The 20,736-nt window shown below is 35.8% G+C and carries 19 protein-coding genes; 10 read left to right on the top strand and 9 right to left on the bottom strand.

The annotated features are described in order from the left end of the window. Positions 1-56 precede the first annotated feature (56 nt). From I5168_RS06330 to I5168_RS06355, 6 genes are all read right to left on the bottom strand, one after another. Positions 57-599: a ClpP family protease gene (locus I5168_RS06330; protein ID WP_042277452.1), complete on the bottom strand. Its 543-nt coding sequence runs from the start codon at positions 597-599 to the stop codon at positions 57-59. A gap of 72 nt (positions 600-671) precedes the next feature. Continuing rightward, positions 672-1,694 (bottom strand): AI-2E family transporter, encoded by a 1,023-nt coding sequence (locus tag I5168_RS06335; RefSeq protein WP_060524005.1) that lies wholly within the window; start codon positions 1,692-1,694, stop codon positions 672-674. Then, positions 1,695-1,934, bottom strand: a complete 240-nt coding sequence (locus tag I5168_RS06340; RefSeq protein ID WP_060524006.1) for a DUF7218 family protein — start codon at positions 1,932-1,934, stop codon at positions 1,695-1,697. A 54-nt stretch (positions 1,935-1,988) separates the two neighbouring features. Beyond that, positions 1,989-2,831 (bottom strand): alpha/beta fold hydrolase, encoded by an 843-nt coding sequence (locus tag I5168_RS06345; protein ID WP_431472732.1) that lies wholly within the window; start codon positions 2,829-2,831, stop codon positions 1,989-1,991. A gap of 10 nt (positions 2,832-2,841) precedes the next feature. Continuing rightward, positions 2,842-3,390, bottom strand: coding sequence for a membrane lipoprotein lipid attachment site-containing protein (locus I5168_RS06350; RefSeq protein ID WP_042277460.1), 549 nt, complete (start codon positions 3,388-3,390; stop codon positions 2,842-2,844). A 58-nt stretch (positions 3,391-3,448) separates the two neighbouring features. Continuing rightward, complete coding sequence (locus I5168_RS06355) at positions 3,449-4,963, bottom strand: helicase HerA-like domain-containing protein (protein ID WP_105019564.1); 1,515 nt, start codon at positions 4,961-4,963, stop codon at positions 3,449-3,451. Between the two features lie 174 nt (positions 4,964-5,137). Here I5168_RS06355 and I5168_RS06360 point away from each other — a divergent pair, with 174 nt between their 5' ends. The 7 genes from I5168_RS06360 to I5168_RS06390 all read left to right on the top strand — a co-directional run bounded on the left by I5168_RS06360 (position 5,138) and on the right by I5168_RS06390 (position 16,956). Beyond that, on the top strand, positions 5,138-5,770 hold the full coding sequence (locus tag I5168_RS06360) for a 7-carboxy-7-deazaguanine synthase QueE (protein ID WP_167342455.1): 633 nt from the start codon (positions 5,138-5,140) through the stop codon (positions 5,768-5,770). Between the two features lie 149 nt (positions 5,771-5,919). Next, entirely contained in the window at positions 5,920-7,857 is a 1,938-nt protein-coding gene (gene gyrB, locus I5168_RS06365) for a DNA topoisomerase (ATP-hydrolyzing) subunit B (RefSeq protein ID WP_085775188.1), read from the top strand. Positions 7,858-7,967: 110 nt separating this feature from the next. Beyond that, on the top strand, positions 7,968-9,068 hold the full coding sequence (locus I5168_RS06370; RefSeq protein WP_042277466.1) for a DUF6588 family protein: 1,101 nt from the start codon (positions 7,968-7,970) through the stop codon (positions 9,066-9,068). Between the two features lie 108 nt (positions 9,069-9,176). Continuing rightward, complete coding sequence (gene mdh / locus I5168_RS06375; RefSeq protein WP_042277468.1) at positions 9,177-10,100, top strand: malate dehydrogenase; 924 nt, start codon at positions 9,177-9,179, stop codon at positions 10,098-10,100. A 285-nt stretch (positions 10,101-10,385) separates the two neighbouring features. Continuing rightward, a complete protein-coding gene (locus I5168_RS06380) occupies positions 10,386-10,961 on the top strand; it encodes a hypothetical protein (RefSeq protein ID WP_431472733.1) in 576 nt (191 codons plus the stop codon). Positions 10,962-11,059: 98 nt separating this feature from the next. Next, the gene (gene secDF, locus I5168_RS06385) at positions 11,060-14,098 is read left to right on the top strand and encodes a protein translocase subunit SecDF (protein WP_431472734.1); all 3,039 of its coding nucleotides are present in this window, start codon (positions 11,060-11,062) and stop codon (positions 14,096-14,098) included. Between the two features lie 182 nt (positions 14,099-14,280). Beyond that, a complete protein-coding gene (locus I5168_RS06390) occupies positions 14,281-16,956 on the top strand; it encodes a gliding motility-associated C-terminal domain-containing protein (protein WP_431472735.1) in 2,676 nt (891 codons plus the stop codon). Between the two features lie 145 nt (positions 16,957-17,101). On the opposite strand, the gene I5168_RS06395 is transcribed toward I5168_RS06390, so the two are convergent. The 3 genes from I5168_RS06395 to I5168_RS06405 are packed head-to-tail and all read right to left on the bottom strand — an operon-like array spanning position 17,102 to position 19,144. Then, positions 17,102-17,587, bottom strand: a complete 486-nt coding sequence (locus I5168_RS06395; protein WP_431472736.1) for a DUF192 domain-containing protein — start codon at positions 17,585-17,587, stop codon at positions 17,102-17,104. Positions 17,588-17,593: 6 nt separating this feature from the next. After that, on the bottom strand, positions 17,594-18,535 hold the full coding sequence (lgt, locus tag I5168_RS06400) for a prolipoprotein diacylglyceryl transferase (protein WP_060524018.1): 942 nt from the start codon (positions 18,533-18,535) through the stop codon (positions 17,594-17,596). Positions 18,536-18,586: 51 nt separating this feature from the next. Beyond that, complete coding sequence (locus tag I5168_RS06405; protein WP_085775182.1) at positions 18,587-19,144, bottom strand: thioredoxin family protein; 558 nt, start codon at positions 19,142-19,144, stop codon at positions 18,587-18,589. Between the two features lie 209 nt (positions 19,145-19,353). On the opposite strand from I5168_RS06405, the gene I5168_RS06410 reads away from it, so the two are divergent. From I5168_RS06410 to I5168_RS06420, 3 genes are all read left to right on the top strand, one after another. Beyond that, a complete protein-coding gene (locus tag I5168_RS06410; RefSeq protein ID WP_042277484.1) occupies positions 19,354-19,656 on the top strand; it encodes a hypothetical protein in 303 nt (100 codons plus the stop codon). Then, a complete protein-coding gene (locus I5168_RS06415; protein ID WP_431472737.1) occupies positions 19,649-19,984 on the top strand; it encodes a tRNA-binding protein in 336 nt (111 codons plus the stop codon). The genes I5168_RS06410 and I5168_RS06415 overlap by 8 nt, the downstream gene beginning before the upstream one ends. A 93-nt stretch (positions 19,985-20,077) precedes the next feature. Continuing rightward, positions 20,078-20,680, top strand: coding sequence for a M23 family metallopeptidase (locus tag I5168_RS06420; protein ID WP_105019556.1), 603 nt, complete (start codon positions 20,078-20,080; stop codon positions 20,678-20,680). Positions 20,681-20,736 lie beyond the last annotated feature (56 nt).

Raw genomic sequence — 20,736 nt, forward strand, 5'->3', positions numbered from 1 at the left:
TCTATTCAAAAAAACCACCTTTTTACAGGTGGTTTATCATGTAATTTTTAGGGTTATTATAAAATTCCATCTACAATTCCATAATCCACAGCCTCATCTGCGCCCATCCAATAGTCGCGATTAAAGTCTTTCATAACTTTTTCATAAGGTTGACCGCAATTAGCCTCGTAAATTTTAGCAAGGATATCACGTGTCTTAAGTATTTCTTGTGCTGTTATTTCAATATCGGCACTAGTACCTCTTCCACCACCACTAGGCTGGTGAATCATCACTCTACCATGTTTTTGTATAAAACGTCTTCCTTTTTCACCACCAGAAAGTAATAGAGATCCCATGCTAGCAGCTAGACCACTACAAACAGTACTTACAGGACTTTTTATTTCTTGCATAGTATCATATATTGAAAATCCAGCCGTAACATAGCCTCCGGGACTATTGATTACAAATGTTATTTCTTCATTACTTATTGAGTCTAATAAAAGTAATCGGTCTACACAGTGCCTCGCCGACTTGTCATCTACCATTCCCCAAAGAAAAACTTTACGTTGTTCTATAAAATTGTCGTCTATTCTATCTTGAAGTTTGATCGTTTTACTCATGTATGAAATTTATTTAGGCTAAAAATACGTAATTACGCTTTCGCGAAAGCGAGATATAACAAAAATTTACCGCTATATCACTCCTTCGTCTTTGCCATATTCGTTTTTATAAATTTTAATAATTAAAAGTAATAAGCTTACTAATAGTGGACCAAAAACTAATCCGATGAACCCAAACAGTGGAACACCGACCAGTACACCGATTAGGGTAACAACAGGATGGATGTCAGCTAGCTTTTGTTGAACAATTAGTCTAAATACGTTGTCCGTCGCACCTACAACCGCTGCTCCATAAATTAAGATTCCTATGGCTGCTCCTGTATCACCCTTGGCAAAGAGAAGTGCTGCAACAGGTATAATCCCTAAAGCCGTACCAACGAAAGGTATCATGCTACCAATTACAGTTATGACAAACCAAAAAAATGGATTTTCTACTCCAAAAATAAAATAGCCAATAAGTGCCACTATTCCTTGTAAAAGCGCCACCAGTGGAATTCCTATAGCATTTGACTTTACAAGATTGTTGCTTTCTTTTCCTAGTAATTCAATATTTCTTTTTTTAAGAGGTAGGTAAATGAGTATAGCTTCCTTCCATTTTTTGCGATTAATAAGCATAAAATAGAGTATAAAAAACATTACCGAAATGGAGAAAATGGTTTGAAAACCTGAACTTGCAATGTCTTGAATATGTGTTGCGATCCAATCCTGGATAGCTTCCATATTAATGCTGTCTGATAAACTCATCGACGTTAGTTCTTCAAGCTTTACTAATTCACTTTTAATAGTTTCGGCTATTTTGTTGCTATTATCCAGTGCGGTTTTTACACGACTGCTTAAAAGGTAGGACATGCCAGCTAGTGGTATTACCAATGCAATGAACGTTAGGAGAAGCAACAGTCCTGCTGTAAGACTCGCATTCCAGTTTTTTTTCTCTAGCTTAATTTGTAATGGCTCTAGAATAACGTATAGGGTGACTGCTCCCATTATTCCACCTATATAGACCATCATTTCCTTGCTTATAAGAATAAGTAAAGCAACAATGACGGTAAGTATGAATAACTGTCTTATGGTTTCTGGCGGAATGCGGTTGCTCATTTAGTGATTTCTTAAAGCTTCAATTAATTCCTGCTTATCCATCTTGGAACGTCCTTCAATTCCTATTTCTTTTGCTTGATCGTATAGCTCTTCCTTGGTTCTTTCTTCATAGGGTTTTGCTTTACCACCTTTTTTACCACTATTTTCAGAATTTGCTATTCTTGCAGCTTTTTCCTTACTGTAGCCTTGATCCTTTAAGGCTTCATACTGCTCTTCGTTTTTAATACTAGGTCTTGACATTTTTATTTTAAAGATACTATGACCTTACACTAGCTAGAGTTAAAAAAGCTGCAATTAGGATTTTTCTAAGAATTTAAGGACTTGTTCAATGACTTCAGGAGTATGTAGGCTGTGACCACCAGTTTTTGATGTGTAAACAGTGCTATTAGTAAAGCCAGTAGCAATATTATCCATCGATTCATAGGGTACGATTAAATCTTTTGTGTCGTGAATTAAAAGTACGGGCGTTTGAATTTTTGTTGCAAAGGAAGATGTCTTAAACTCAGTAATGTGGTATCCAAATTTTTCTTTTAAAAGTTGATCGAGAAGATTCCATACTCGCTTGTTGAATCCTACTACTTGTTGATAACCTTTCATGATAACCTCTAGCTCATCAGGACTGCCTAAAAGAATTATTTTATTTATGAAGTCGTGAGGTGTTTCGCTTTCTTGTAATACAGTAGCCATGGCACCTACACTATGAGCTATTACAACTTCTGGTTCATATAACTCGATAATACTTCTTATAACCCTAGAGTATTTAATCGCGTTAAAAAATTTACCAGTAGTTTTACCATGAGCCGGTGCATCAATGGCGATGATGTTGTAATCTTTTTTTTGTAAGGGTTCTATTAAATAGCGCCATCTTGCGCTATTTGATTCCCATCCATGAGGTAGTAGAATGGTAGGTCCATTTCCTTGCCAATGGTAAAGCATTACTAAACCATCTTCATACGCAACACGTTGTTGACGAGCGGTATTTAAAAATTCTTGCTGTTGTGATGTTATAAATCCCTTTCTAGGGATGCTGAAGACGTCTAGTGCAAGTTGAGCTGCTTTTTTGGGTGCTATTACCGCAAGTATATTAAAATAAAAGCCATACAACTTTGGTATGGCCTTAGATAAGAATTTTTTCATGGTACTCTTTTTACCAGCTTACAAATACGTGAACCGGTTTTTCATTATCAGGAATCATTGTTTTTTCTACCGTGGCACTCATATCGTACTTAACTTCTACCGGTAAATTATCCTTGCTTACTGTAAAATAAAAATTTTGATCATTGACCCATACTACCGCGTCGTCAATCATGTTATCTACATTAGAGATTTTGTAAGCAGCAGCGATTTCCTTAAAGGTACTGTTGATTGTTATTCCTTTTTCGGTCTTATAGCGATCATCGTGTATTCTAATATTGGCTATAGTTGATGTGCTATCCAAAGCTTGTAAAGGAGAGATGGATAACAAATGCTTACCACCTTTCTCATATACCTCAATATCAGCTGCTCCATTAGAAAATTCATCTCCTTTAATAGGATTGATAATACTATCATTTGCAAATAAGCTGTCTAGTTGGTACACTTTAGTATCCTTTGTGATGTGTCCTACACGATCTTTATTCCATTCAAAAGGATCTTGTGTTTTACCACAACTAGTTAAAACGGCAGCTATTACAGCAATAAAAAGTAATTTCTTCATAATTTTCATTCTACCGCAAAAGTAGGAATTTGAGTTGTTACTTAATTGGTTTTTAAGATTATTTAAGCGCTTTACCTAAAATTCCTAAAACGCCCCTTATAAATGTAGCACTTGTAAGAACTTTTACAATTGGATTTTGCCTTGTGCTTCTTCTCGAGCTTGATCTGCTCGCTTTTTCCTTTTCTTTTTTAGCTTTTTCTTTTATGTCTTCCTCGTGAGCTCGTTCTATTTTAGCTTGTAAAATTTCTTCGGCACTTTCTCTATTAATATCCTCGTTGTACTTGTCTGTCAACTCCGAATCTGCAATTAAATCCGATAACTCTCTATCGGTAAGTACGTCCATTCTACTTTCAGGAGCTCTTAATAGGGTAGCGGCAAGTGGACTAGGTCTTCCTTTTTCATCTAGAGCACTTATTAAAGCTTCTCCTATTCCAAGTGAAGTTAAAACCTCTGCAGTGTCATAAAAATCGGTTTCTGGATAATTTTGTGCCGTCAGTTTTATCGCTTTTCGATCTTTAGCCGTAAATGCTCTTAAAGCATGCTGGACTTTTAATCCCAGTTGACTTAATACACCATCAGGAATATCAGTAGGATTTTGAGTCACAAAGTACAAACCTATACCTTTACTACGAATCAATTTAACGATGCTTTCGATTTGATCTAGTAAAGCTTTGCTAGCATTGTCAAATATGAGGTGAGCTTCATCAATGAATAAAATTAATTCAGGTTTGTCACTATCGCCTTGCTCTGGAAAAGTAGAGTAAATCTCAGCAAGTAATGAAAGCATGAAGGTAGAAAATAACTTTGGCCTATCCTGAATATCAGTAAGTCGAATTACATTGACATATCCGTGTCCGTTTTTATCCTTGCGAACTAAGTCTTTTACCTCAAAGCTACGTTCGCCAAAAAACCTATCAGCACCTTGTTGCTCCAGTTCTATTAATTTCCTTAGAATTGCTCCAGTTGATGAAGTTGAAATGCGGCCGTAATTTTCAGTAAATTCTGCTTTCCCGGCACCAGTAGCATATTGCAAGACTTTTCTTAAGTCATTTAAATCTAATAAAGGCAATTTATTATCATCACAATATTTAAAAACTACAGAGATAATTCCTGCTTGGGTTTCAGTAACATCTAGTATTCTAGAGAGCAATACTGGACCAAATTCACTTACTGTAGCTCTTAGTCTAATTCCGTCTTGTTCTGATATGGTCATTATTTCGACTGGCGACTTACGTTTTTTAAAATCTAACCCAATCTTTTCATGTCTTTCGTCAATTTTGGGATGACCTGGACTTTCTGCGGCTATACCAGATAAATCACCTTTGATATCCATTAGTAGACTAGGAACACCTTGTTGAGAAAGCTGCTCTGCAATGATTTGTAATGTTTTAGTTTTTCCTGTACCAGTAGCTCCTGCGATCAGGCCGTGGCGGTTCATTGTTTTAAGAGGGATTTTTACATGTGATCCTGTAATCGCTTCACCATCTAACATGGCGGCGCCCATTATAATGCTTTCACCTTTCGGATTATAACCAGTAGAAATTACTTCAGTGAATTTTTCTCTATTACTCATCTATTACAGTATATATGATTGAGGTAAAAATATAATCATTTGTTCAACTACGAAAAAAAGGAAGTCTATAAAAAGGATAATATCTATATGTGGTTGTGGAAATAAGATGATTCCATCGATATAAGTTATCGTGAATTACTTATGTTACCTACCAATATATTGTATTTTTGTGGCATGAATCAAGAAGTAGTGCAGGATCAAGTAGAAAAAGGCCTTATGTTGCCATTAATGGAAGAATTCTACACGATTCAAGGAGAAGGATCACATACAGGAAGAGCGGCTTACTTTATAAGAGTAGGCGGCTGTGATGTAGGTTGTCATTGGTGTGATGTAAAGGAAAGTTGGGATCCAGAAAAACATCCACCTACTGCTATAGATAAAATTATAGAAAACGCTTCAAAATACAGTAAAACAATTGTGATTACTGGTGGAGAACCGCTCACTTGGGATATGGGACCATTAACCCAAGGTCTTAAAGAAAGACAAATGCAGGTGCATATTGAAACTAGTGGAGCCTATCCGTTAACGGGTGATTGGGATTGGATTTGTTTATCACCTAAAAAGGTAAAAATGCCTGTTCCTGAAATATATCCTAAAGCCCATGAGCTTAAAGTGATTGTATACAATAAACATGATTTCGCTTTCGCGAAAGCGGAAGCAGAAAAAGTTTCTTCAAGTTGTAAATTATACATACAACCAGAATGGTCGGTGAGAGAAAAAATGATCCCATTAATTACAGATTTTGTGATGCAAAATCCTGAATGGCAAGTCTCTTTACAAACGCATAAATATTTAAATATTCCTTAAAAAGCGTATTTAGAGCAGTTTTAAAACACTTTTTTCAAACACAAGTATATTAACACTGTTGATAACTTCGTTTATTAAAAGCTCTAAAATCAATTATTTACTTTAATTGGTTGTTATCTTTGTTTTTGTAGCAAATTTTATACAGACAAATGAGCGAAGAAAACAAGAAGAATTATGGTGCTGATTCTATTCAGGCACTTGAAGGAATGGAGCACGTGCGCATGCGTCCTTCTATGTATATTGGAGATGTAGGAGTAAGAGGTTTACACCATTTAGTTTATGAGGTGGTAGACAATTCCATTGATGAGGCGCTAGCTGGTCATTGTGATAATATCGAAGTTATTATTAATGAAAACAACAGTATTACTGTAACTGACGACGGTCGTGGTATTCCTGTAGGTATTCATAAAAAAGAAGGAGTAAGTGCACTTGAAGTTGTAATGACTAAAATAGGTGCCGGAGGAAAATTTGATAAAGACTCCTATAAGGTTTCTGGCGGATTGCATGGTGTAGGTGTAAGTTGTGTTAACGCACTTTCTGATCATTTGAAGGCAACAGTGCATCGTGATGGGAAAATTTGGGAGCAAGAATACGAGAGAGGTAAATCTCTTTATCCCGTAAAAGCAGTTGGCGATACTGATAAAACAGGTACAGTGGTAACCTTCCTGCCGGATCGCAGTATTTTTCAACAAACTACAACTTATAGTTACGATACTCTTGCAAATCGTTTAAGAGAACTAGCATACCTTAATAAAGGAATCACAATTATACTTACCGACAAAAGAGAAACCGAGGAAGATGGTTCCTTTAAAGGTGAGACATTTCATTCTCAAGAAGGACTTAAAGAATTTATACGTTTCCTAGATGATACCAGACATCCAATAATCGAGGATGTAATCTCTATGGAAGGCGAGAAAAATGGTATTCCTGTTGAAGTAGCTATGATTTATAATGATAGTTATGCAGAGAATTTACATTCTTATGTGAATAACATTAATACGCACGAAGGTGGTACTCATTTAAGTGGTTTCCGTCGTGGATTAACAGGAACGCTTAAAAAATATGCCGATAACTCGGGAATGTTAGATAAATTGAAGTTTGATATCACAGGAGACGACTTCCGTGAAGGTCTTACGGCTATCGTTTCTGTTAAAGTTGCCGAACCTCAATTTGAAGGTCAAACAAAAACTAAATTAGGTAACAGGGAAGTTACAAGTGCTGTCTCGCAAGCGGTATCTCAAATGTTAGAAGATTATCTTGAAGAGCACCCTAATGATGCCAAGGTAATTGTACAAAAGGTGATTCTTGCAGCACAAGCAAGACATGCTGCTCGCAAGGCTCGCGAAATGGTACAGCGTAAAACCGTAATGAGTGGTGGTGGACTGCCAGGTAAATTATCTGACTGTTCTGAAACTGACCCTACTTTATGTGAAGTATTCCTTGTTGAGGGAGATTCTGCAGGTGGAACAGCAAAACAAGGTCGTGACCGTAATTTTCAAGCTATACTGCCACTACGAGGAAAGATTTTGAACGTTGAAAAAGCGATGTCACATAAGGTCTTTGAAAACGAAGAAATCCGAAACATTTTTACCGCACTAGGTGTTACTATAGGTACTGAGGAAGATTCTAAAGCCTTAAATTTAGAAAAGTTACGCTATCATAAAATTGTCATCATGTGTGATGCCGATGTCGATGGATCTCACATTTCTACTTTAATTTTGACGTTCTTTTTCCGTTACATGAAGGAGTTGATTGAGAACGGTTACGTGTATATCGCAACACCGCCACTATACCTAGTTAAAAAAGGAGCTAAAAAACGTTATGCTTGGAATGATAAAGAGCGTGATGAAATCGCCGAAAGTTTCGGTGGTGGAGCAAACATTCAACGTTATAAGGGTCTTGGAGAAATGAATGCAGATCAGTTGTGGGATACCACTATGAATCCAGAATTCAGAACTCTAAGAAGGATTACAATTGATAGTATGCCCGAGGCTGATCGTATTTTCTCAATGTTAATGGGTGATGAGGTGCCGCCTCGTCGTGAGTTCATAGAGAAAAATGCGGTTTATGCTAACATTGATGCATAACAACATTCAAACTTAATTAAGCGCCTTTACCGAATGGTAAGGGCGTTTTTGTTTACTAAAAAGACCGTTTTAAGTAATTTTGTCTTTCTTTGGGATTAAATATTTATGTTATGAAGAATACGATATTCATATTATGTGTTTTGTTCGCTTTCGCGAAAGCGAAATCACAAGATAATTTTTCAGAAATACTTGCAGCCGGTGTTGATGCTGCAAATCTATACGCAAAAGATTATGCTACACCTGCAGCAGAATCTCTTACCTTTAATATAGCATCTGGATGGTACGATGATGCTCGAGTGTTGAAACCTGGTAAATTCAAAATTCAATTACGAGCGCAGGCAACATTTACCCCAGATGAGAAAAAGACGTTTTTACTGGATCCTACAGAATATGAGCGCATTATTCAAGAAAGTTATAATAATACCAATGGACCTGCAGCCAATATTAATGTTTCGTTTGGTGATGGCTCAACAACTCCTAGGTTAATCGCAACCGCACTAGGAGAAAATGAAATGCCACAACAACTTGTTGTGGAATCTAGAGAAGCCAATACAGGAGCATTGTTACAAAGAGATGAGATTGATCTAGCTCAAGGTTTGAGTTCAGAAGGATTAGAATTTGTTCCTACTGCCTTCTTACAAGCAGGAGTAGGATTAGGCGCAGGTCTTGAACTTAAAGCCAGATTTGTTCCAAAGGTAAAAACAGATGAATTTGAAACTGGATTTTACGGTGGTGCTTTACAATGGGAGTTTACTAAACTTTTTGATAGAGAAGATGGTAATGGAGTAATAAATGGTGCTCCCATCACTATTTCGGCTCTTGTGGGCTACAGTAGGTTAGATGCTTCTTATGATTTTGAAGATGGTGCAATTGTAGATGGAAGAGATCAAAGTATTGAAACTCAAGTCGATGTTTTTAATGTAAGTTTAATCACAGGTACAAATTGGGACGTTTTTAATTTATATGGTGGTATCAATTACATTTCTGGAAGTACAGAGACAAGACTACTAGGTGATTACACTTTTACCAGCAATACGGTTATTTTCCCTGTAAGTACCACGGTGAGTGATCCTGTGACAGTAGAGTCTGATACGACAGGGTTATTAGGAACTGTAGGTGCAAAATTAACTTTGGGAGCATTTAATTTACATGCAGATTATACCTTTGGTGAATTCAATACGGCTACTGCGTCTATTTTTGTTCGATTATAATCGTGTACCACCTACTTTTACAAGGAATTATGAACACAATTAAGTTTCATAGGTTATTTTTGTAGGACTATTGAAAAATACATTTAATTTAACTAAAATCATACATAAATGAAAGTTACCGTAGTAGGAGCTGGAGCAGTAGGTGCCAGCTGTGCAGAGTATATCGCAATTAAAAATTTTGCAAGTGAGGTAGTGTTACTTGATATTAAGGAAGGTTTTGCCGAAGGTAAAGCTATGGACTTAATGCAAACCGCATCTCTTAATAATTTTGATACAAAAATCACAGGAACTACTGGTGACTATTCAAAAACTGCAGGTAGTGATATCGCAGTAATTACTTCGGGTATTCCTAGAAAACCAGGAATGACTCGTGAGGAATTAATAGGAATTAATGCAGGTATCGTAAAATCTGTAGCAGCTAGTCTAGTAGAACAGTCACCTAACGTAATTCTAATTGTGGTTTCTAATCCTATGGATACCATGACTTATTTAGCACACCAAGTAACTGGTCTACCTAAAAATAGAATTATAGGTATGGGCGGTGCCCTAGATAGTGCTAGATTTAAGTACCGTCTAGCTGAAGCTCTTGAAGCGCCAATAAGCGATGTTGATGGTATGGTAATCGGTGGGCACTCTGATAAAGGAATGGTTCCATTAACAAGATTAGCTACTCGTAATTCTGTGCCAGCAAGTGAATTTCTTTCTGAGGAAAGACTAGAGCAAGTTCTTCAGGATACAAAGGTAGGTGGAGCAACTCTTACAAAATTATTAGGTACTAGTGCTTGGTATGCTCCAGGTGCAGCAGTATCTGGTCTTGTGCAGGCTATCGCTTGTGATCAAAAGAAAATCTTCCCTTGTAGTGCTTTGTTAGAAGGTGAATATGGATTGTCTGATCTTTGTATAGGTGTTCCAGTTGTTTTAGGTGCAAATGGGATAGAAAAGATCGTAGAAATTGAATTGAGTGATGCAGAAAGAAGTGCATTAACTGAAAGTGCAGAAGGTGTTAAGAAAACAAATGGATTGTTGGCTTAAACTATCATTATAATATAATATAAACCGCTTCAATGTTGAAGCGGTTTTTTTTATGACCATTTTTAAACTTTAAGCGATTCTTAAGTAAGGATTGATGTTGGTTTTATCGCTTTCGCGAAAGCGTACTTAACAAAGTCGTTTTTTAAATAGATTCCTTTTTTGGGATCCTAAATCTTGTGTAACCACCTTGTATGTAATGAATTACTAATAAAGTAGGTTGTGGTGAATAGCTGTTAGAGTATACTTAAATAAAGAGCTGGAAAGTGTTATATTTGGCGCGTGAGAATGAAATGGATCTTATCAATTATCGCTAGCCTATTTTTAATAGGCGCGTGTGCTTATTATTCACCAGAAGAGGTTGAGTATAAAGTGGAGATAGGATTTACTAGTAATGTTACCAGAGATTTTCAAAATGCTGTTTTTGAAGAAGTAGCACAATATTTAAAAACTACTAACGAGGACATTACACTTATTAGAAGTGGTAATTCTATCAAAATCGAGCTAAGGGGTGATTCGCAAAATGCGGAAAAGTGGCGAGCTCAAGTTGCTCAGGTTGTTCAGAATTACTTTACAATTCGATTACAAGGCTATGAGGGATCTGTAGATGTTTCCGTAGCTCAAGTTCTTGAAAATGAAATTCCTTCTTCTGGTTTAGGAGATGATGTTGTAGTCTTTGAAATGAAAAACTCTTTAGAGAGAACTCCTCAAAGCGTGCTCCATGCCATTGAGTTAGAGGCGTTGATTCTAAGCAGTAATTATAGATTAACAGCACATACATTTAATAATTACAATTCAGGTATTTCGGGATCTTTTATAGATCAACTACCCGATAGTCGCGCGGGACCTATCGCATTTGTATAATCGTTTAAACTATTACGATGATGGTAGTAATAGTTTATTCTTACCATCACTTAACAGATTAAAGTCTGTTACCAATTATCAATTAATTTATAGAAATCATGCAAAACAAAGGATTGATCAGATTTTTTGCGATCATTTTTGCTGTAGTAAGTATTTACCAGCTTACCTACACATTTATTACAAACAAGGTAGAAGACGATGCAGAAGCATATGCAGCTACCGTAGTTCCAGCAGATGCTGAGAACAAATCACAACTTAAAAGCGAAGCAGTAAAAAGTTACTTAGATTCAGTAGCAAAAAAAGACGTTTGGGGTGGTTATACCGATTATGAAAGTGCCAAAAAGCAAGAGCTTAAAAAAGGTCTGGATTTAAAAGGTGGTATTAACGTAATTCTTCAAATTTCAGTAAAAGACATTCTTATCGGAATGGCAGATGAGTCAAATGACCCTGCATTTAGAAAAGCTCTTGCTGCTGCAGACGAGCGTATTAAGGATGGACAAGATGACTACATTAACTATTTCCTGGAAGAATTTAATAAGATTGAAGGAGCCCAACTAGCGTCTCCAGATATTTTTGGAACGCCAGAAATGGAAGATGCATTTGAAATTGATTTTCAATCTTCTAATGCAGATGTAGCTGCTGTGCTTAAAGAGGAATTAAAAGACTATTTAACTAGTGCTCTTGATGTAATTAGAAAACGTATTGACCAATTTGGTACTACTCAACCAAATATTCAACAACTAGGGACATCGGGTCGTGTATTAATTGAATTGCCAGGAGAAACCGATGTAAAACGTATTAAAGATATTCTTACTAAGGCTGCTCAGTTAGAATTTTGGCATGTTTATAAGCAAGGTGAGATTAGTGATTATATTGTTGCTTCTAACAATTATTGGAAAGAAAAATTAGCGGTTGCTAGTAATGTGGTTGAGGCTGATGCTGTTGCTGGAGATTCAACAGTTGTTGAAGAAGAAGATCCTGCTGACTTAAGTGCACTTTTAGATGGTGATGATGAGACAAGTGAAGAGGTGGCAGAAACTAATTTAGACGAAAATCCAATTTTAGGAAGGTTAGTTCGTCCATCATTTATTGGTGGTTTAGGAGTTTTCCGCGCAAGCGATATTGATCTTATTTTAGATTATTTAAATGATCCTCAATCAAGAGCGAGACTTTCTCCAGAAACTCGTAATGCAAAATTTGCTTTTACTTTACCTACCCTTGATGAAAATCTAGGATTTGAAGTATCAGATTTATTTGCTCTTGTTGGTAACGCAGAAGATGAAGCGCCACTTGCAGGTGGTGTTATAACCGATGCTAAGCAGGATTATGATCTAGGTGCAAAAGTGATCGTGAGTATGACGATGAACGGCGAAGGGTCAAAGGTTTGGGAAGAAATGACTGGATATGCCTTTAACAATCGTTCACAAGTTGCGGTTGTTTTAGACAACACCGTTTACAGTGCGCCTAGTGTAACAACAGGTCCAATCTCTGGTGGAAGTACTCAAATTTCAGGAAGCTTTACTGTTCAAGAGGCTAAAGATCTTGCTACAGTTTTAAGAGCTGGTAAATTACCTGCAAAAGCAGAAATTATTCAAAGTGATGTAATTGGACCATCATTAGGGCAAGAAGCTATTGATAGTGGTTTAATGTCATTTGCACTGGCACTTGTTTTAGTTCTTATATGGATGTTCTTCTACTATGGTAGAGCAGGTTTGTATGCAGATATAGCACTTGTGGTAAACATCTTATTCATATTTGGAGCATTAGCATCTTTAAAAGCAGTTCTTACTTTACCTGGTATCGCCGGTATCGTACTTACAATTGGTATTTCGGTTGATGCTAACGTACTTATATTTGAACGTATACGTGAAGAACTTGCTAAGGGTAAATCACAAGCCGATAGTATTAAAGATGGATTTAATAATGCATTAAGTTCCATTTTAGATGCGAACATTACTACATTGTTAACCGCTATCATACTTTACATTTTTGGAACAGGTCCTATTCAAGGATTTGCAACTACCTTAATGATTGGTATTCTTACTTCGTTATTTACAGCGGTATTTATAACTAGATTATTTGTTGATGGTTACGTTAAGAATGGTAAAACGTTAACGTTTGCATCTGGTGTAACAAAGAATTGGTTTAGAAATGTAAATATTGACTTCTTGAAGAAGAGAAAGGTAGCTTATTTAATTTCTTTGGTGGTTGTTATAGGTTCTATTGCTTCTTTGGCAATCAACAAATTAAACTTAGGAATTGATTTCTCAGGTGGTCGTACGTATGTCGTTCGATTTGATCAAGAAGTAAATGCTACTGAGATTACTAAAATATTAAGCTCAGAGGATTTCTTAGGTTCTGCCGAGGCTAAAACTTATGGTGATGCAAATCAGCTTAAAATCAGTACAAAGTATGGTATTGATCAAGACGACAGTGTTATAAGTGATGAGATTGAAAATAAGTTGTATGTGGCTCTTAAAGATTTCTTACCGGCTGATATGACTCAAGCGCAATTTGCAGATGTAGGTTCTGAAGTAAAAACATCAGGAATTATGTCTAACTTCCAGGTAGGTCCTACTATCGCCGATGATATCCTTAAAGGATCTATCTATGCGATTCTAGGTTCATTGGCAGTTGTATTCTTATATATTCTAATACGTTTTAAGAGATGGCAATTCTCTTTAGGAGCTGTTGTTGCTGTTTTCCATGATGTGGCTATAGTTCTTGGTGTATTCTCTGCGTTGTACAAGGTTTTACCTTTCAATATGGAGATCGATCAAGCATTTATTGCAGCTATTCTTACGGTAATTGGTTACTCACTTAATGATACGGTTGTAGTATTTGATAGAATTAGGGAGTTTATCAATGAAAGAACTGGAATGGCATTTGGTGAAACGGTGAATAGAGCGATTAGTAGTACTATATCTCGTACATTGAATACCTCGTTAACTACTTTAATTGTACTGCTTGCTATTTTTACTTTCGGTGGTGAGTCTATTAGAGGATTTATGTTTGCTTTAATTGTAGGTGTGGTTGTAGGTACATATTCTTCTGTTTTCATTGCGACTCCGGTAATGTATGACACAATCAAGAAATCAAATGGTAAAATTGAAGCCGATAAAAAGGATGAAGAATAAATTGAATTAGATAATAGTAAGAAAAGCCTCTTAATTAATTAAGAGGCTTTTTTCTTTATATGATCAGTTCAATAGTATAACTGATCGTTGTAAATATTATGTTAATTCAATTTAGAAAAATTACTAAATAAATGCGACAAAATGATTAATTTGCAGTTTCAATACATAGTAAACCAAAACCTATGAAACTTAACATTTTAACTATTCTTGCATTTTTATTTATAAGCGTTGGGGTAAGTGCTCAGAACACCTTTATAATGAATGATGCTAATTACACTTCCTGTTCCGGAAGTTTTACCGATTCTGGTGATTTAACAGGTAATTATTCTAACGGAGAATCCTTTGTTACAACAATATGTTCTCCATTTCCATTGGACGCTATTCAGGTATCTTTTAATTCTTTTGATTTAGCCTCAGGAGATTTACTTATCATTTATGATGGAGACACCGCTACAAGTCCAATTATTGGAGTGTTTTTAGGTACTAATTCACCAGGTACGGTGATTGCTTCACCACCTGCAACAAATCCATCAGGTTGTTTAACTTTTAGATTTATATCCGATTCATCCAACACAGCTCCAGGATGGGAAGGTACTATTCAGTGTGTAACTAACTGTCAATCTATTAGTAACACGATTACTTCTACACCTGCGCCAGACGGTGACGGTATTATTAGAGTATGTCAAGGTGATACGGTATCTTTTACTGGGACTACACAATTCAGTCAAGATAGTACTGGAGCTACCTATGAATTCAGACTTGCAGATGGAACTGTAGTTTCTGGTCAATCGGCTTCAGAGGTATATAATTCACCTGGAATTTATGAGATTGATTATGTTGCGTTTGATCAATTAGGCTGTCGTGATAGACAAACTATCGATGCAACTGTAATAGTAAGTACTACACCTGATTTTTCTGGTGTTGTAGCTGCAGATACTTCCCTTTGTTTTGGAGAGTCCACGACTATAACTGGTAACGTATCAACTACTCAATTTTTTGCTGATGTTGCTCCTCCAATAACGGGACAGACTTTTCTTCCGGACGGAAGCGGTGTAGCCTACCAAACTTGTATTGATGTTTCAGGATTTCCTGCAGGTTCTACATTTGCAAGTGCTAGTGATTTAGTAAATGTATTTATAGATATTGAGCACTCCTACATGGGTGATTTAGATATTACTTTGACGGCTCCAAACGGGTCTCAAGTAAAGTTTTTAACTTTTCCGAATTCTGGTGGTGGACGTTATCTAGGTAATGCATTAGACGATGGTACTACCACTCCAGGTGTAGGTTTTGTTTATACGTTTACTGAAGCTGCAACTCAAACTTTGGATCAATCAACTGGACCAGTTGCATTTGGAACTCCTATGCCTGCTGGTAGTTACTCTCCAGAGGATCCATTCTCTAACTTTATAGGTACTCCTCTTAATGGTCTGTGGTGCCTAGATATTGTAGATAATTTATCTATTGATAATGGATATATTTTTGAATGGGGAATTAACTTTAATCCTGCCATTATTCCAGCTGCTGGTAGTTATGAGCCTTCTGAGGTACTTACTGAATGGCAAACCAATGCAGATATCACTGCTCAAACAGGAAATGATATTACAGTAACGCCTAGCGTTGCCGGACAAAATTGTTACAGTATTGATTTTACCGATGATTTCGGATGTACTTATACAGAAACTATTTGTATCGATGTTGCTCCTGAAATTACGTCGACTACTCCTAATGATATTATAGTTTGTCAATCCTCTGGTGCTGCAACTGTTGATCTTACTGTAAGAAATACAGATGTCCTTAATGGGCTTGATGCAACTTTGTATGATGTGACTTTTTATAATTCACAAGCCGATGCAGATGCCGATTCTAATCCTATTTTAAATAGTACGGCTTATGATGTAACAACAAACGAAACTGTTTTTGTGAGAATAACTGATAATACTTCTGGTTGTTTTAATACAGAGACACTTGATGTTACCTATAACACATCAGCATTTAATTCAGTAAATGACCTTGAGGCATGTGATGACCTATCGGCAGACGGTATTGAAAATTTTGATTTAACAAGTCAAGAAGCTGGTATTCTAGGTTCTCAAGATCCTGCTGATTATGTAGTTTCTTATTTTAATACCCAAGCTGATGCTGACGCAAATACCAATGCTATCACAACGCCACAATCTTATGATAATGTTTCAAATCCAGAAACAATTTACGTAAGAGTTTCTAACGCACAGGATCAAGATTGTTATGCAACAGGTACGTTCGATCTAGTTGTTCTTGATTTGCCGAATATAGGAACAGCGTCTGATCTTACAGAGTGTGATAATGCACCACTGGACTTAAGAACTGCATTTGTATTATCAGCTCAAGATAATGCAATTTTAAATGGTTTAAGCCCTGCTAATTATTCTGTTACTTATCACCTTTCTTTAACAGATGCCGAAGCAGGATCAGGATCATTATCAGATACAGATGATATCAATGATGGATCTACTATATACGCTAGATTAACAGATGCTAATACAGGATGCTTCAATGTATCAACCTTTGATGTAGAAGTTGAGACATGTGAGGTGATTTTACCAGAAGGTTTCTCTCCAAATGGAGATACTATAAATGACACTTTTGTTATACCAAATATTGAACAGTTTACAAATTTTGAACTTAAGGTCTTTAACCGTTATGGTACGGTTATTTATGAAACTAGAGCTCAAAACTACCAGGAGTTTGCAGGTATACCTAATAAAGGACCACTAGCTGGTGATGGTTTATTACCTGTAGGAACTTACTTCTATACGATTCAATTTAATGATAGCGAAGTTGAAGATGTAGCTAGATGGTTGTACATTAATTATTAAGCTTTACCTATAGATAGATTTTAAACTGTCTTTAGTCTCTCATAAAAAACCTCTTTGAATCAAATCAAAGAGGTTTTTTTTATTGACTAGAATTGAATGATTGCGTTTGATAGGACGTCAACTATAATTACTTAGTTAGTATTGACTATTTAATACGATTGTGTATAAGGTGATCTCCGGCCTTCCAGTCATTTTTAGAGGTCGTTCCAGCAGGAACTTCAATTACCTTATCAATTACATAATAGCTTTGATAAATAGAATCAGAATAGGGTATAGTATTCTCATATATCTGCGTAATTGAATTGGTCGAATCTATATAAATTATGTCCAAAGGAATGGACGTATTTTTCATATAGAATCCCGCTTGATAGTTATGCTTTAATAGAAATAGCATACCTTGATTAGGCAACAAACTATCACGCCACATCAAACCTTTGGCGATTTGAAGGTCAGTTTCTGCTATTTGAAGCTTTATAGAGCTTAAAGTATCCCACGTATTTTGATCAATTATATACGCCTTTGCTTGGTATTTGAATGTTAAATCTTCTTCAGAAAACTGTTGATTAAATGGTTTTTTACAACCTATCATACAAAATAACATTGCACTCAGGAAGATTTTGGTCTTTTTCATCAATATCTATCTATCCTTAACTAGTGTTTGCTGTGGTCTGAACATTAAGTATAAACCAATAAGGATAAAAGGAATGCTTAAAAGCTGTCCATTGTTTAAGAATATTCCAAACATTTCCCAGCCATCATGACTTGTTTGTTCTTCTTTAATATACTCTATAAAGAATCTTACTGTAAATAGCAGTACAAAGAACATTCCTAAAAGATATCCTTGTTTATTCCTTTTGTCTGTTTTCCAGTAAGTAAAGTACAAAATTATAAATACGAAAACATAACAAATAGCCTCGTACAGCTGCGCTGGATGTTTTACGGGAACTTGTTCCAATAATGTTGCAAATTGTGGGTTGTTCACCAATTCGTCAATAGCTTTATCTCTATCTGGAATTTGAGTTTGCTGTAACAATGAGTTCATCTTATCGGTGCTCTCTCTTACAAATTTGAACCCAAAACCATTGGTTACATCACCATTTATTTCACTATTAAATAAATTACCTAATCTCACAAAAGTTCCACCAATTGCCGTAGGTATTACAATACGATCCAAAATCCAAAAAGGCGTTTTACGATTTAGATGTTTGCGACTATAAAAGTACATGGCAATGATAATCCCTAGTGCAGCACCATGACTAGCCATTCCCATGAAGCCTGTGAACTCAAATTCAGGTTCGAATCTAAAAGGTAGTATTACATGTAAAAAGTCGTTGAAAAACACCTTTGGTTCATAAAATAAAAAATGGCCAAACCGAGCACCCACGATACAACCAATAACCGTATACATGAATAATGGGTCCAGCTTTTCAGTGGATAGTTCCTCTCTTTTAAAAATAGGTTTAATAATATACCAGCCTAGAATAAAGGCAATAACATAACTTAAGCTATAAAAATGTAATTTAAAAAATCCTAAATCTATTCCTTCAAGTGGATTCCAGACTATGTATAATGATTGCATGTAGAATATTTTCTGGGACTAAGTTAAGGTAATCCTCTTAATTTAATGACCTTATTTCTTCCATTTGATGTTACAACCTATACTAGGTTTTTGCTCTGGTGAAACCACTTTGTTACCTAGAAGAGCATCTAGAGCTTCACGCAATGATCTGCCAGTAAGTGGTATGCCGTTTCCTGGTCTTGAATCATCTAATTGTCCACGGTATACAAGCTTTTCATTTCGGTCAAATACATAAATGTCAGGAGTGCAAGCAGCATCATAATTACGAGCTACCTCTTGCGTTTCATCATACAAGTAAGGGAATGGATAGTTTTCTCGATCTGCAACTTCTTTCATAAAATTAGGACCATCCTGTGGATAGTTTTCTATATCGTTGCTAGAAATCGCTACAAAACCAAAACCAGCAACTCGATAATCATTTGCCACACGTACTAACTCATCATTTACATGGATTACAAAAGGGCAATGATTACAAATGAACATGACAACAGTCCCGTATTCTCCTTTTATGTCTGTAAAATTCATGTGATTTTCAGTTACCGTGTCTAATAAAAAGAAATCTGGTGCTTTTGTGCCCAGTGGTAACATGTTAGAAGGTGTAAGAGCCATTTGTTTTTATTTATAAGTAGTAAAGTATGTCGGTTTGTTACGCTTTCGCGAAAGCGGAATAACTACAATCTTTAAAGTAATTTATTAATATTTGTTTACAAATTTAATGGTGAATGTTAATCATTTAAACAGAATTGTTATCTCATATCTTAAAACCCTATTAAATCCCACGGGCTTGTCCTAGAACATTATTATCTTGAAAATAAAAAATGAAAAAATCATACGATACCGTAGTTGAAGCTACACAAGACTTAAAAGACAGAGGATTTTCAATAGATTTTGATCTTGTAGAAGATGGTGTTCATAGTAAAGAACTTAAAAAAGAGTGGAAAGCTGGTGAATTAGAAGTAGTGGAGTTTCATCGTTTTGAAGGAATGACTAATCCTGGAGATAACATGATTTTATACGCCATTGAAACAAAGGATGATCAAAAAGGTATATTATTAGATGCTTATGGCGCAGACATCGAAATCTCACGTGAAATGATTGAAAAATTAAGAATGAATGGATAAACTTACTTGGTCTGAATTTGAAAAGGTGGATATGCGTGTAGGTACTATTATAGATGCGCAGCCTTTTCTAGAAGTTCGTAACCCAGCTTATAAGTTGTATATAGATTTTGGTGATTTAGGAGTAAAAAAAAACAGTGCTCAAATTACAAATCGTTACAAATTACAGGAGCTCATTGGTAAACAAGTGATTGCCGTTGTGAATTTCCCGCCTAAACAAATCGCAAATTTTATGAGTGAATGTCTAGTGCTAGGAGTAGTAGGAGTTGATAAAGATGTAATATTACTTCAACCAGGTGCTCATGCAAAAAATGGTGATAGAATAGAATAGAAGTGATTACCGTGTTATTGCAAGGATTATTAATTTTTTACAATTGAGGTTGAGCAAAAAATACTATAAAAATAAAACCAGGTGCCCTAAACCATGAAATTACAGCCTTTAGTTTTTGGAGTTTTGATTGTTTTCTCTTCTTGTAAGGAAAGCAACATTTCTTCTCAAGAAATCACAATAAAACAGGACACTTTATTTAATAATAAACAGCTTGTATTAGATGATAGTATTCCTGTAGCTTTTCATTTTGATTATCCTGTTGGAAAACCTGACGCAATTGGTTATTATAATGCTCAACCTTTTGGAGAGAATTATCACTTAGGAGATGATTGGAATGCCGTCACTGGTGGTAATTCTGATCTAGGCGATCCTATTTTTGCCATAGGAAACGGTCAAGTGGTTGTGGCAAAGGATTATTCAGGTGGTTGGGGAAATGTTATTGTTATTAAGCACAGGCTTAAGAATGGAGCGATAATAGAATCTTTATATGCTCACTGTAGAAGAATGATGGTAAATAGAAATGATATCGTTAAAAAAGGCGAGCAAATAGGTACCATAGGTAATGTAAATGGATTGTATAAAGCGCACCTTCATTTTGAGATACGTGACAGCTTAAATATGGGAATAGGGGATGGCTATTCATCAAACAGTGAAGGCTATTTGAACCCTACCGCATTTATAAAAGGCCACAGATAAGAATTAATAAAAATATCCTTATTCACTAGATGTTTATGAATAAGGATATTTTTTTT

Origin of the sequence: Nonlabens sp. SCSIO 43208, assembly GCF_050703575.1 — a bacterium.
GTDB lineage: Bacteria > Bacteroidota > Bacteroidia > Flavobacteriales > Flavobacteriaceae > Nonlabens > Nonlabens tegetincola.